The sequence below is a fragment of the Streptomyces sp. NRRL S-244 genome, from assembly GCF_000717915.1.
Taxonomy (GTDB): Bacteria; Actinomycetota; Actinomycetes; order Streptomycetales; family Streptomycetaceae; genus Streptomyces.
In genome coordinates, this window is the sequence record NZ_JOCX01000016.1 from 1 (window position 1) to 13,310 (window position 13,310).

12 protein-coding genes are annotated in these 13,310 nt (G+C 71.7%); 3 read left to right on the top strand and 9 right to left on the bottom strand.

What is annotated here, in order from left to right:
• Positions 1–354, top strand: a 354-nt coding sequence (locus IF02_RS0120735) for a GTP-binding protein (RefSeq protein WP_030159059.1), incomplete at its 5' end; no start/stop codon positions are given.
• Between the two features lie 82 nt (positions 355–436).
• On the opposite strand, the gene IF02_RS0120740 is transcribed toward IF02_RS0120735, so the two are convergent.
• On the bottom strand, positions 437–643 hold the full coding sequence (locus IF02_RS0120740) for an acyl-CoA carboxylase subunit epsilon (RefSeq protein WP_030159060.1): 207 nt from the start codon (positions 641–643) through the stop codon (positions 437–439).
• Positions 644–664: 21 nt separating this feature from the next.
• Positions 665–2,248 carry an acyl-CoA carboxylase subunit beta gene (locus IF02_RS0120745; RefSeq protein WP_030159062.1) on the bottom strand — a complete coding sequence of 528 codons (1,584 nt, stop codon included), beginning with the start codon at positions 2,246–2,248 and terminating at the stop codon, positions 665–667.
• Between the two features lie 256 nt (positions 2,249–2,504).
• On the opposite strand from IF02_RS0120745, the gene IF02_RS0120750 reads away from it, so the two are divergent.
• Positions 2,505–3,128, top strand: coding sequence for a YceI family protein (locus IF02_RS0120750; RefSeq protein ID WP_030159064.1), 624 nt, complete (start codon positions 2,505–2,507; stop codon positions 3,126–3,128).
• A gap of 34 nt (positions 3,129–3,162) precedes the next feature.
• Here the strand turns inward: IF02_RS0120750 and IF02_RS0120755 are convergent, their stop codons facing one another.
• The 6 genes from IF02_RS0120755 to ureA form a co-directional block, all read right to left on the bottom strand.
• Complete coding sequence (locus tag IF02_RS0120755) at positions 3,163–4,509, bottom strand: hypothetical protein (protein WP_030159066.1); 1,347 nt, start codon at positions 4,507–4,509, stop codon at positions 3,163–3,165.
• Between the two features lie 290 nt (positions 4,510–4,799).
• The gene (gene cimA / locus IF02_RS0120760) at positions 4,800–6,434 is read right to left on the bottom strand and encodes a citramalate synthase (protein WP_030159068.1); all 1,635 of its coding nucleotides are present in this window, start codon (positions 6,432–6,434) and stop codon (positions 4,800–4,802) included.
• Positions 6,435–6,729: 295 nt separating this feature from the next.
• Positions 6,730–7,338, bottom strand: coding sequence for a TetR/AcrR family transcriptional regulator (locus tag IF02_RS0120765; RefSeq protein ID WP_030159070.1), 609 nt, complete (start codon positions 7,336–7,338; stop codon positions 6,730–6,732).
• Between the two features lie 29 nt (positions 7,339–7,367).
• On the bottom strand, positions 7,368–8,405 hold the full coding sequence (locus IF02_RS0120770) for an agmatine deiminase family protein (protein WP_037836784.1): 1,038 nt from the start codon (positions 8,403–8,405) through the stop codon (positions 7,368–7,370).
• 14 nt (positions 8,406–8,419) lie between these two features.
• Positions 8,420–10,153: an urease subunit alpha gene (locus tag IF02_RS0120775; protein WP_199809260.1), complete on the bottom strand. Its 1,734-nt coding sequence runs from the start codon at positions 10,151–10,153 to the stop codon at positions 8,420–8,422.
• Positions 10,150–10,917, bottom strand: a complete 768-nt coding sequence (gene ureA, locus IF02_RS0120780) for an urease subunit gamma (protein WP_234318280.1) — start codon at positions 10,915–10,917, stop codon at positions 10,150–10,152. The genes IF02_RS0120775 and ureA overlap by 4 nt, the downstream gene beginning before the upstream one ends.
• A 156-nt stretch (positions 10,918–11,073) precedes the next feature.
• On the opposite strand from ureA, the gene IF02_RS0120785 reads away from it, so the two are divergent.
• Positions 11,074–12,513 (top strand): cytosine permease, encoded by a 1,440-nt coding sequence (locus tag IF02_RS0120785; RefSeq protein ID WP_030159078.1) that lies wholly within the window; start codon positions 11,074–11,076, stop codon positions 12,511–12,513.
• 80 nt (positions 12,514–12,593) lie between these two features.
• On the opposite strand, the gene IF02_RS0120790 is transcribed toward IF02_RS0120785, so the two are convergent.
• Positions 12,594–13,028, bottom strand: coding sequence for a hypothetical protein (locus IF02_RS0120790; RefSeq protein ID WP_051696409.1), 435 nt, complete (start codon positions 13,026–13,028; stop codon positions 12,594–12,596).
• Positions 13,029–13,310 lie beyond the last annotated feature (282 nt).

Consider the following 13,310-nt stretch of genomic DNA (forward strand, 5'->3'; position numbering starts at 1 on the left):
ACCCTGGACCAGGACCTCATCCTGTACCTGTTCGGCACCCCCGGACAGGACCGCTTCTGGTTCATGTGGGACGACCTCGTCCGCGGCGCCATCGGTGCCGTCGTCCTCGTCGACACGCGGCGCCTGGCGGACTGCTTCCCGGCCGTGGACTACTTCGAGAACAGCGGTCTGCCGTTCGTCATCGCCCTCAACGGCTTCGACGGCCACCAGCCGTACACGCCGGAGGAAGTCCGCGAGGCCCTGCAGATCGGCCCGGACGCCCCGATCATCACCACCGACGCCCGCCACCGCGCGGACGCCAAGAGCGCGCTCATCACGCTCGTCGAGCACGCCCTCATGGCCCGCCTGCGGTAGGCACCGCGGCCCACGCGAAAGGCCCCCCGCACTCCGAGGAGTGCGGGGGGCCTTTTCGGTCTGTCCCGGAAGAGCCGTGGGGCTAGCCCTGCCAGCTGTGCGGGGCGCGGAAGCCGGGGGTGCGCTCCAGGCGGCGCCAGCGGGCCTGGGAGCCGATGCGGTGCACCGGACGGCCCTCGGGGGCGGACGCGGCGCGGGCCAGCAGGATCGCGGTGATCGCGGCCAGCTCCTCGGGGGCGGCGTTGCCCTTTTCGACGCGCAGCAGGGTGTCGGCGGACTTGGTGGTCATGGGTGGCAGGTCTCCTTCGCTTTACTGCGGCGGGTTGCCGTGCTTGCGGGACGGCAGGTCGGCGTGCTTGCTGCGGAGCATCGCCAGGGCGCTGATCAGGGTTTCGCGGGTCTCCGCCGGGTCGATGACGTCGTCGACGAGACCGCGCTCGGCCGCGTAGTACGGGTGCATCAGCTCGGCCTTGTACTCCTTGACCATGCGCGCGCGCATCGCCTCGGGGTCCTCGGCCTCCGCGATCTGCTTGCGGAAGATGACGTTGGCGGCGCCCTCGGCGCCCATGACCGCGATCTCGTTCGTCGGCCAGGCGTACGTGATGTCCGCGCCGATGGACTGCGAGTCCATGACGATGTACGCGCCGCCGTAGGCCTTGCGCAGGATCAGCGAGATCCGCGGGACGGTGGCGTTGCAGTACGCGTACAGCAGCTTGGCGCCGTGGCGGATGATGCCGCCGTGCTCCTGGTCGACGCCCGGCAGGAAGCCGGGGACGTCCAGCAGGGTGATGATCGGGATGTTGAAGGCGTCGCACATCTGGACGAAGCGCGCGGACTTCTCGGAGGCCTCGATGTCGAGGACGCCGGCGAGGTGGGCGGGCTGGTTGGCGACGATGCCGACGACCTGGCCGTCGAGCCGGGCCAGGGCGCAGATGATGTTGCGGGCCCAGCGCTCGTGGATCTCCAGGAAGTCGCCTTCGTCGACGAGCTCCTCGATCACCTTGTGCATGTCGTACGGGCGGTTGCCGTCCGCGGGGACCAGGTCCAGCAGGACGTCCGAGCGCCGGTCGGCGGGGTCGGAGGTCTCGTGGACCGGCGGGTTCTCCCGGTTGTTGGAGGGCAGCATCGAGATGAGGTAGCGCACCTCGGAGATGCAGGTCTCCTCGTCGTCGTACGCGAAGTGCGCGACGCCGGAGGTCTCGGCGTGCACGTCGGCGCCGCCGAGGCCGTTCTGGGAGATCTCCTCGCCGGTGACGGCGCGGACGACGTCGGGACCGGTGATGAACATCTGCGAGGTCTCGCGGACCATGAACACGAAGTCCGTCAGGGCCGGGGAGTACGCGGCGCCACCGGCGCACGGGCCGAGCATGACCGAGATCTGCGGGATGACTCCCGAGGCCTTGGTGTTGCGCTGGAAGATGCCGCCGTAGCCGGCGAGCGCGGAGACGCCCTCCTGGATACGGGCGCCGGCGCCGTCGTTCAGGGAGACCAGCGGGGCACCGGCCGCGATGGCCATGTCCATGATCTTGTGGATCTTCGTGGCGTGGGCCTCGCCCAGGGCGCCGCCGAAGATGCGGAAGTCGTGCGCGTAGACGAAGACCGTGCGGCCCTCGACCGTGCCCCAGCCGGTGATGACACCGTCGGTGTACGGCTTCTTGCTTTCGAGGCCGAAGCCGCTCGCACGGTGGCGGCGCAGCTGTTCGACCTCCTTGAAGGAACCCTCGTCGAGCAGCAGCGCGATGCGCTCGCGCGCGGTCAGCTTGCCCTTGGCGTGCTGCGCCTCGGTCGCCCGGTCACTGGGTCCACGCCGCGCCTGCTCGCGCAGGGAGTGCAGCTCGGCCACGCGCCCGCGGGCGTCCGTCGGCTCGCTCGGAGTCTGGTCCACAACGGTCATGTATCGACCTTACGAAGCGGTCGAAGAAAAACCTCCGTTGATTCCACACAGTCTCGGAAGTGTTCCGCTGTCCGGCCCGGACAGAACCGCCATGTGATGCGCGGACACCACCAGGCGGGGCCCCTCTCCTTTGTGGAGGGTCGACAAAACGTCGACACGCCGACCCTAGATGTTGAAATTTGAACGGAATAGGTCTAGCGTCGTTCTCGTTGAAAGTTCAACCAACATCGGGCACGACCGCACCAAGGAGCACATCATGGGTCTCTTCAACCGCCGCAGCCAGACCGCGAACGTCCAGGAGGGCACCGCCGCCGTCGCCACGCTCGACGTGGACCCGGCCCTCGCCGCCCTCACCGGCGACTACGTCATCGACGCCGCCCACAGCAGCATCGGCTTCACCGTCCGCCACGCGATGGTGACCAATGTCCGCGGCAGCTTCACCGACTACTCCGGCACCCTGCGGCTCGACGGCGGCGACCCGGCCCGCTCCGCCGCCTCCATCGAGGTGAAGATCGCCTCCGTGGACACCGGCATCGCCGACCGCGACGGCCACCTGCGCAGCGGCGACTTCTTCGACGCCGAGGCCTTCCCGGAGATGACCTTCCGCTCCACCCAGGCGGCCCAGCTCGGCGGCGACGCGTACCGCATCACCGGCGAGCTGACGATCAAGGACGTCACCCGCCCGCTCTCCATCGACCTGGAGTTCAACGGCTCGGCCACCGACGTCTACGGCAACGAGCGCGTCGGCTTCGAGGGCTCCGCCGAGATCCTGCGCTCCGACTGGGGCCTGACCTGGAACGCCGCGCTGGAGGCCGGCGGCGTCATGGTCAGCGACAAGGTGAAGCTGACCTTCGACATCTCGGCCATCAAGCAGGCCTGAACCGCCTGACGCCGCCGGGGCCCGGGGGCGGTGGCTAGAAGCCGCCCCCACCGTCGAACCCGCCGCCGCCGTCGAATCCACCGCCGCCGCCGAAGTCCCCTCCCCCGAAGTCGGAGGAGTTGAAGTCGGCGCCGGAGTAGTCCCCGCCGTCGTAGCCGCCCATGTCGGAGGCGTAGGCGGGGCTCGACATCATCGAACCGAGCACCGTGCCCACGAGCAGACCGGGCAGGATGCCGCCGCCGAAGTATCCGCCCGCCCAGGGCCCGTACGCCGGGCCCGCGTCGTAGTACGGGCGCGGCCCGTACTCGGTGTCGACCGTACGGACCATCGGGTCCTTGCCCTCGCCCAGCCGGACGGCGTCCGCCGCGCACACGGGGACGGTGCGCGCCGCCCCGCCGGCCGGCGACCACTGGGCGTCCTGCGTGCTCGGCCCGTGCCGCGGGTCGAAGAAGCAGGGGGACCGGCGCTCGGGCAGCGGCCTGCCCTGACGGCGGGCATCGAGGCTGGCCAGCGCGAACCTGCCGTCCTCCAGGGCCTGGGTGACTCCCTTGACCTCGTCGGGGTGCTGGACCGAGGCCATGATGTCCTTGGCCTTCTCGTACGAGTCGAGGCCCTGTTCGTAATCCGCCCGCATGGCGTCGTCCGCTCCGGGCTCACCGGGGTGGAAGTCCAGCCGGTCGAGCTCCTCGCCGAAGGCCGTGATGTCCTCGTCCACGACCACGCGCAGCTTCTCGATGGCCTCGCGCTCCGCCTCTTCCTTCTTCTTGCGGTTGCGACGCACCAGCGCGTACGCACCGCCGCCGCCGATCACGGCCACCGCGCCGAGCGCGACCAGACCGCCGACCGGGGTCCCGCCGTCGGCCCCCGTGTCACCCCAGGAGGCGGGAGCCTTGCCCCTGACCTGCGTCAGGGCCTGGTCGACGAAGTTGTTGATCTCGGTGCCCGCGTCCACGGCCCCGCCGGCCTTCACCGCGTCCGTCAGGTTGCGGACGGCATTGGGGGGCATGACCGCCCGGTCGGCGCCCGCGTTGAAGCCGTCGCCGAGCCGGATCGCATAGAGCCCGGTGATGCCGGTCTCGGCCCGGACCGTACGCAGCACGCTGTCGGCGGGGAACTCGGAGCCGGCCGGCAGCACGGCGACGAACACCGGCTTCCCGGCGTCCTTGATCTTCTTCGCGAGCGCGTCCGCCCGGGCCTTCGGCAGCTGTGCCTCGGCGCGGGGGTCCACGTAGACCGGGCCCTGCTTGAGGGCCTCCGCCACGGCAGCGGGCCCGGTGGCCGCCGATGCCTGCGGGGCGACCACGAGGGCGCTCGCGAACAGGGCCAGCAGCACAGCGGCCAGCAGCCGGCCGGGATACACGGACATCAGCCTGGTCCTCATACCCCCGAAACTACCCGAACGGGCCAGTTTCTGTGTGAGTGGGACATAAGCCCGCCCGGGCCCCAAGCGGGATCCGCACCCGTACGCCGGACGAACCGCGCCTCGAGCCCGGCAGGGAGTACGGCCTGAGCTTCCACGCCCCGGGCTACGCCGACGATCGGGGGAGCGTCGACTTCACGGCCGAGGACCTCGCCGGGCCGGAGCCCGGCGAGGTGTGGGGCGACGACAAGGCCATGAACCCGCGGAAGTTCCGCAAGCTCGTCGCGGACAAGTGCCGAACCGCGCCGGGACTACTCGGCGGGCTCGACGCCCGCGTGCAGGAGGCCGTACGTGATGGCGTCCTCCAGGGCCTGCCAGGACGCGGCGATCACGTTCGGGGCGACGCCCACCGTGGACCACTCGCGGATGCCGTCCGTCGTGGCGATCAGGACGCGGGTCGTGGACTCCGTGCCGTGCTTGCCCTCCAGGATGCGGACCTTGTAGTCGACCAGCTCGAACTTGGCCAGCTGGGGGTAGAACCGCTCCAGGGCCACCCGCAGCGCCCGGTCGAGGGCGTTGACCGGGCCGTTGCCCTCCGCCGTGGCGACGATCCGCTCGCCCTTGGCCCACAGCTTGACCGTGGCCTCGTTGGCGTGGGTGCCGTCGGGGCGGTCCTCGACGATGGCCCGCCAGGACTCCGTACGGAAGTACTTGCGGGCGCGGCCCTCGACCTCGGCGCGCAGCAGCAGCTCGAAGGAGGCGTCGGCGGCCTCGTACGTGTAGCCCGAGAGCTCCCGCTCCTTGACCCGCTCGACGACCCGGGAGACCAGGGCGCGGTCCCCGCCGAGGTCGACGCCGAGCTCCTTGCCCTTGAGCTCGATGGAGGCGCGGCCGGCCATGTCGGAGACCAGCATCCGCATGGTGTTGCCGACCCGCTCGGGGTCGATGTGCTGGTAGAGGTCCGGGTCGACCTTGATGGCCGAGGCGTGCAGGCCCGCCTTGTGCGCGAAGGCCGAGACGCCGACGTACGGCTGGTGGGTGGAGGGCGTCAGGTTGACGACCTCGGCGATGGCGTGCGAGATGCGGGTCATCTCGGCGAGCGCGCCCTCCGGGAGGACGCGCCGCCCGTACTTGATCTCCAGCGCGGCGACGACCGGGAAGAGGTTGGCGTTGCCGACGCGCTCGCCGTAGCCGTTCGCGGTGCACTGGACGTGCGTGGCGCCCGCGTCGACGGCGGCCAGGGTGTTGGCGACGGCGCAGCCGGTGTCGTCCTGGGCGTGGATGCCCAGGCGGGCCCCGGTGTCGGCGAGCACGGTCGCGACGACCGCGGTCACCTGGGCCGGCAGCATGCCGCCGTTGGTGTCGCAGAGGATGACCACGTCGGCGCCGGCCTCGTGGGCGGCGCGCACGACCGACTTCGCGTACTCGGCGTTGGCCCGGTACCCGTCGAAGAAGTGCTCGCAGTCGACGAAGACGCGACGGCCCTGGGCGACCAGGTGGGAGACGGTGTCGCGGACCATCTCCAGGTTCTCTTCGAGCGTGGTGCGCAGGGCGAGCTCGACGTGCCGGTCGTGGGACTTGGCGACCAGGGTGACCACCGGGGCGCCCGACTCCAGCAGGGCCCGTACCTGCGGGTCCTCGGCGGCCGATCCGCCCGCCCGGCGGGTCGCGCCGAAGGCGACCAGCTTCGCGTGCTTGAAGTCGATCTCGGCGCGGGCGCGGGCGAAGAACTCGGTGTCGCGGGGGTTGGCACCCGGCCAGCCGCCCTCGATGAAGCCCACTCCGAAGTCGTCCAGGTGCCGGGCGATCGCCAGCTTGTCGGCGACGGTGAGGTTGATCCCCTCACGCTGGGCGCCGTCGCGCAGGGTGGTGTCGAAGACGTGGAAGCTGTCCGTGTCGTCGGCGGGGTGGTGCGCCGCCGGCCCTGTCGCCTCTGTCGTCGTCATGCTGATCTGACTCCTGTCGGATGAGTGGTTCCGGACGCCCGCCCCGGGGCGGGCCGCCTCCACTGCCCCCATCATCGCGCGCGGCCCGCTCCCGGCAGGAATGGAGCCGGGAAACGAAAAGACCCCTCGCGGGTGCGAGAGGTCTGCGCGCGGGTCTGGGGCACTGTGGCCGCTTCCGCGAAGTTCTTCCACGGTTCAGCGGCCACTGCGGACCGGCGCGCTGCTGTCCATAATCATGAGCTGAGCAGGCACGTCCGCAGTGTGTCACACCGTCTCACCGCAAGAGCAGCGCGTCTCACGATACGAGAGCCTCGTCAAGGAATTCCGAGACGTGGGCCAGGATGTCCGCCCGCCCTATGCCGGGCAGGCCGACGGCGACCTGGATGCTGAACCCGTCGAGCAGGGCCCGCAGCCGGGCGCCGAAGCGGTCCGGGTCCACGGGCCGGAACTCCCCGCGCGAGATGCCCTCGGCGAGCAGGGCCACCAGGTCGCGGTGCCAGGCGCCCTCGATGGCGGCCTGGCGTTCGCGCTCCTGCGGGCCGGCGTTCTGCGAGCGGTTCCAGACCTCCAGCCACAGCGTCCAGTGCGGATCCCGGGCCTCCTCGGGCACGTACAGGTCCACGTACGCCTGGAGCCGCTCGCGCGCCGGGCCGCGGCGGGCCAGCAGGGCCCGGCGCTTGGCGCCCAGCGCCGCCTCGCTCCACTCCAGGGTCTGCAGCAGGAGCTCGTCCTTGCTGCCGAAGTAGTAGAGGAGGTGGCCGCTGCTCATGCCGACCTGGCGGCCCAGCCCGGCCATGGTCAGGCCCTCCAGGCCGCGCTCGGCGATCGTGGCCATGGCGGCGACGAGTACGTCCTCGCGCGGCGGCGCGTTCTTCCGTACCGCACGCACTCCACCCGCCGCCATGGGTCACTCCTTCGTCGATCCGCCGCAGGTCAGACCTGCGGCTGCTGCTGGGTGACGCAGTGGATACCGCCACCCCCGGCGAAAATCGTACGTGCGTCAACCAGCGTCACGGTCCGCTCGGGGAACAGGCCGCGGAAGATCTCGGCGGCCTCCTCGTCGCGCGGGTCGTCGAACGAGCACAGCACCACGCCGCCGTTGCACAGGTAGTGGTTGATGTAGGAGTAGTCCACCCACTCCCCGTCCTCCTCCAGCACGGTCGGCGCCGGGATCTCCACGACCTCCAGCCGCCGGCCCCGCGCGTCCGTGGAGGAGCGCAGGATGGCGGCGATGGTCTTGCAGCGCTCGTGGTCCGGGTGGGCCGGGTCGGGCTGGGTGTGGACCATCACCACGCCGGGGCGGGCGAAGGCGGCCACGATGTCCACGTGGCCCTGGGTGCCGTAGGTGCCGTAGTCGCCGGCCAGGCCGTACGGCAGCCAGATCGCCTTGGTGGTGCCGAGGTGGGCGTGGATCTCCTCCTCGACCTGCTGGCGGGTCCACTCGGGGTTGCGCCCGGCGCCCAGCTGCACGGTGTCGGTGAGGAGCACGGTGCCCTCGCCGTCGACGTGGATCGCACCGCCCTCGTTGACCAGACGGGTGCTGTACGTACGGGTGCCGGCGAGGTCCGAGACGTGCCGGGCGATCTTGGAGTCGTGCTCCCAGCGGGCCCACTCCTGGGCGCCCCAGCCGTTGAAGGTCCAGTCCACGGCGGCCAGCTCGCCGGCCTCGTTGGTGACGAAGGTCGGGCCGATGTCGCGCATCCAGGCGTCGTCGAGCTCCCGCTCCACCAGCTGTACGTCCTCGCCGACGAGTGCGCGGGCGCTCTCGGCGTCACCGGGCGAGACGACCAGGGTCACGGGCTCGTACGTGCGCACCGCGCGGGCGACGGCGCCCCAGGCCTCGCGGGCCTCGGCGAGCTCCTGCTCGTTGGTGAAGGTGGGATTGGGGCTCGGCCAGGCCATCCAGGTGCGCTCGTGGGGCGTCCACTCGGCGGGCATCCGGAAGCCGTGGTCCGTGGGCTTTGCAGTCATGGCAGGGGTCCTTTTTACAAGAAGTACAGGCGGTTGAGGGAGACCGAGTCGGCCGCTTCGGAACGCAGCGGGTCGCCGTCGAGGGTGACGAGACCGCTGCGCGCGTCCACATCGACCGCGCCCACCCGGGAGTTGAGGAGGAGGTTCCCGGGGCCGATGCCGCGGGTGCCGCGGACGGCGACGCGGCGGCGGCGGGTCGGCATCTCGTCGCTGCCGAGGGCGGCCGCGGCGGCCGAGACGAAGGCGACGGAGATGTCGGCGGCGGTGGCGCCGTACGAGCCGAACTGCGGGCCGAGGACCAGCGGTTCGCAGGTGTCGGTGGCCGCGTTGGGGTCGCCGGTGACCCCGTACGCGGGGAAGCCGGATTTGAGGACCAGCTGGGGCTTGGCGCCGAAGAACTGGGGGCGCCACAGCACGATGTCGGCGAGCTTGCCGACCTCGATGGACCCGATCTCGTGGGCCAGGCCGTGGGCGATGGCCGGGTTGATGGTCAGCTTGGCCATGTAGCGCAGGACGCGGGCGTTGTCGTCGCCCTCGCCGTCGCCTTCGAGCGGGCCGAGCTCGCCCTTCATCTTGGCGGCCATGGCGAAGGTGCGGCGGATGGTCTCGCCGGCGCGGCCCATGCCCTGGGCGTCGGAGGAGGTGATGCCGATCGCGCCCAGGTCGTGCAGCACGTCCTCGGCGCCCATGGTGCCCGCGCGGATGCGGTCGCGGGCCATGGCGGCGTCGCCGGGGAGGTCCGGCTTGAGGTCGTGGACGGAGACGATCATGCCGTAGTGCTCGGCGACCGCGTCCCGGCCGAAGGGCAGGGTGGGGTTGGTGGAGGAGCCGATGACGTTCGGCACTCCCGCCATCTTGAGCACGTTGGGGACGTGTCCGCCGCCGCAGCCCTCGATGTGGAAGGCGTGGATGGTGCGCCCGTCCAGCACGCGCAGGGTGTCCTCGACGGAGAGGCACTCGTTGAGGCCGTCGCTGTGCAGGGCGACCTGGACGTCGTGCTCCTCGGCGACGCGCAGCGCGGTGTCCAGGGCGCGGGTGTGCGCGCCCATGTCCTCGTGGACCTTGAAGCCGGAGGCGCCGCCCTCGGCCAGGGCCTCGACGAGCGGGGCGGCGTCCGAGGAGGAGCCGCGGGCGAGGAAGCCGATGTTGACGGGCCAGGCGTCGAAGGCGTTGAACGCGTGCTTCAGCGCCCAGGGGGAGTTGACGCCGACGCCCCAGACCGGGCCGAACTCCTGGCCGATGATCGTGGTGACGCCCGCGGCGAGCGAGGCCTCCATGACCCGCGGGGACAGCAGGTGCACGTGGGTGTCGACGGCGCCGGCGGTGGCGATCAGGCCCTCGCCGGAGACGATCGACGTGCCGGTGCCGACCACGACGTCCACCCCGTCGAGGGTGTCCGGGTTGCCGGCCCGGCCGATCGCGTGGATCCGGCCCTCGCGGATGCCGATGGACACCTTGCGGATGCCGAGGACCGCGTCGATGACCAGGACGTTGCTGATCACGACGTCGCAGGTCTCGCGGACGGCGGCGGCCTTCAGGTGCAGTCCGTCGCGGGCGGTCTTGCCGAAGCCGGCCAGGAACTCGTCGCCGGGCTTCTGGGCGTCGTACTCGACCCGGACGGTGAGCCCGGAGTCGCCGAGCCGGACCCGGTCGCCGGCGCGGGGGCCGAAGACGGAGGCGTACTCGTGGGGGTCGATGTGCCGGCTGCCCGGCGCACAGTGGTCGCTGTGCGGAGTCTTCTTGCTCATGCGGAGGTTCCTCCCGCGCGCGGGCCGTCGGTGTCGGGGGCGTCGGTCCCGGCCGTATGCCCCTCCTCGGTGTCCTGGTGCGCCTCGGCGCCCAGGTAGCCGCAGGCCGCGGCGCGACGCAGGGCCTCGTCCTTGGCTCCCGGGGCGTCCAGGGGGCCGTCGACCAGCCCGGCGAAGCCGATCGCGATGCGGGCGCCGCCGATGGGGACGAGGCCGACCTCGGCCTCGCCGTGCGGGTCGAACCGTACGGACGAGCCCGCGGGCACGCACAGCCGCATGCCGTAGGCCGCGGCGCGGTCGAAGTCGAGGCGGGGGTTGGCCTCGAAGAAATGGAAGTGGGAGGTGACGCTCACCGGCACGGAGGCCGTGTTGCGCACGTGCAGGTGCAGCGCCGGCTCCGGCTGGGGGGCGCCCGGGCCGGGTACGACCGCTCCCGGGGCGTCCTCGCCGAGCGGCACCGCGCCCCGGATCGGGGCCGAGACCACCGCGAGGCGGGAGCCGTCGTCGAAGACGGCCTCCACGTGCACCTCGGTGACCACGTCGGCGACGCCGGGCAGCACATCGGCCGGGCCCAGCACGCTGCGGGCCTCCTCGACGGCCTCCGCGAGCCGCTTGCCGTCGCGCGCGGCCTCGCAGACCGTGTCCGCGATGAGCGCGGTGGCCTCCGGGACGTTGAGCTTGAGTCCGCGGCCCCTGCGGGCCCTGGCCAGTTCCGCGGCGCTGCGCAGCAGCAGCCGGTCGCGCTCCGTAGGGGTCAGCCGCACGCCGATCCACCACCTTTTGAGTCGATGGGTTAGAGCATCACTCTAACTCTTCATTTCTCCGCAATGAAGCATTGACCTGGGACCAGGGGTTAGGTCACATTGAGTGTCGCTCAAACACATGCGAACCACCCCCCGCCCTGCCAAGGGAGTCCCCCCATGCCCATCGAACAGCGCGGAGTCGACACCATCCCCGAGGAGGAGCGGACGAGCGGTCCCCGTGACCTGATCTCGATCCTGCTCGGCTCCAATCTCTGCCTCGGCGTGATCGTGTTCGGCTGGCTGCCCCCGTCCTTCGGACTGGGTCTGTGGCCCTCGGTCACCGCCATCGTGACCGGCACGCTCGTCGGCATCGCCTTCACCGCGCCGCTGGCGCTGGTGTCCCTGCGCACGGCGACCAACCTCTCCACCTCCAGCGGCGCCCAGTTCGGCGTCCGCGGCCGGCTCGTCGGCTCGGTCGTCGGCCTGCTGCTCTCGCTCGGCTACACCGCCCTCACCCTGTGGATCGGCGGCGACGTGATGGTCGGCGTCCTCTCCCGGCTCACCGGGCTGCCGGACACCGGCGTCTCGCGGGCCGTCATGTACGGGGTACTGGCCGCCTGTACCGTCGTCGGGGCCGTCTTCGGCTACCGGCTTCTGCTGCGCATGAGCAAGGTGCTCTCCATCGGCATGGTGATCCTGCTCGCCGTCGGCCTCTTCGCCTACGCCCCCGACTTCACCACCGCCGCCCCGCCGCAGACCTCGTACCTGCTCGGCTCCTTCTGGCCGACCTGGCTGCTCGCCGCCGTCGCCGCCGGGCTCAGCGGGCCCGTCGCCTTCATCACCCTGCTCGGCGACTACACCCGCTACATCTCCCCCCGCAAGCACGGCTCCCGCAAGGTGTTCTGGTCCACGGCCCTCGGCCTGCTGATCGGCCTGCTGATCCCGCAGCTGTTCGGCACCTACACCGCGCTCGCCGCCAAGGCCGGGACCGACTACGCCGGGCCCCTCGTCGAGGCCGCGCCGTTCTGGTACCTGCTGCCGCTGCTCGCCGCCGCCGCGGCCGGCTCGGTGGGCAACGCCGGGCTGATGCTCTACTCCATGGGCCTCGACCTCGACGCCATCGTGCCCAGGGCCACGCGCGCCAAGGCCACGCTGGTCGCCGCCGCCGTGGCCACCGCGTTCGTCTTCATCGGCTCCTTCGAGTGGGACGTGCAGTCCGCGATGACCTCGTTCGTCCTGCTGCTGACCGCGATCGGCACCCCCTGGGCCGTGATCACCCTGATCGGCTACGTCCGCTGCCGCGGGCAGTACGACGCCGACGCGCTCCAGGTCTTCAACCGCCGTTCGGTGGGCGGGATCTACTGGTACCGCGCCGGCTGGAACGTGGCCGCCACCGTCTCCTGGGCCGTGGGCGCCGCAGTCGGCCTGCTCGCCGTGACCACCCCGTTCTACGAGGGCCCGCTGCTCGCCCTGACCGGCGGGGTGGACTGCTCCTTCGTCCTGTCCGGCCTGGCCGGCGGCCTGGTCTACACGGCCTTGACACTGCGGACCGCGAGCACGGCCGCACCCGCCGGCGCGAGCGAGGCCGCGGGCAAGGTGGCGGTCGCCGTCGACTGACGGCGGACGCCGGGAGCGGTGCACGGCGCGGGCCCCGGGGGGACGTCCCCCCGGGGCCCGCGTGGCGTCGCCGCCGCCCGCTAACGGCAGTTGTTGGCGGTCGTCGCCTGGGTGGCCGCGGTGTCCAGCGCCTGGATCTGCGGCTGGAGCTGGGTGACCGCGTCCTTGCCGGTGGTGTCGCCCGGCAGGGCCTCGTAGGCCTTCTTCAGGTTCTCCGCGGCCGACGTCACGGCGTCCTTCTCGGCCGACTTCAGTGCCGAGGAGTTCTCCTTGACGTTCTTCCAGTCGGTCTGGACCGCGTCGTACGCCGATTTCAGCTGGTCCTTGGTGGCCGTGGCCGGGTTCAGCGCCTTGAGCGCGGCGTTGTCCGACTTCAGCTGGACCAGGTTGGTGCACAGCGCGGCGCTGGCCGACGAGGCTGCCTCCTCCGGCGTCGCGTTGTCGTCGCTGGAGCATGCCGAGGCGCCGAGTACCGCGGCCGCGCAGAGCAGGCCGGAGGCAACGAACCGCTTCATGGGGATCCGCCTTCCCGCCGGCTTCGACGGCCGGCGCACGTGAGATTCACCCCGGTGGGGGCGCGCCGTGCCGCTCGGAGCCGGTGTCCGGCGCCGCATCGGCAGGCGCGATCAACGTCGCATGCCGGTACGCCCACCGCATCTCCGTACGGACCGGACCCGCGCGCCGGCACCGGGCGGCGCGCGGGGCCGCGAGGCATGCGGGCCCCGCCTCGGGAGGGCCGCCGCGCCGGTGGCGGGCGACGGCGCGGAACACTTCCCGGCGTACCCCCGTACGGGTGG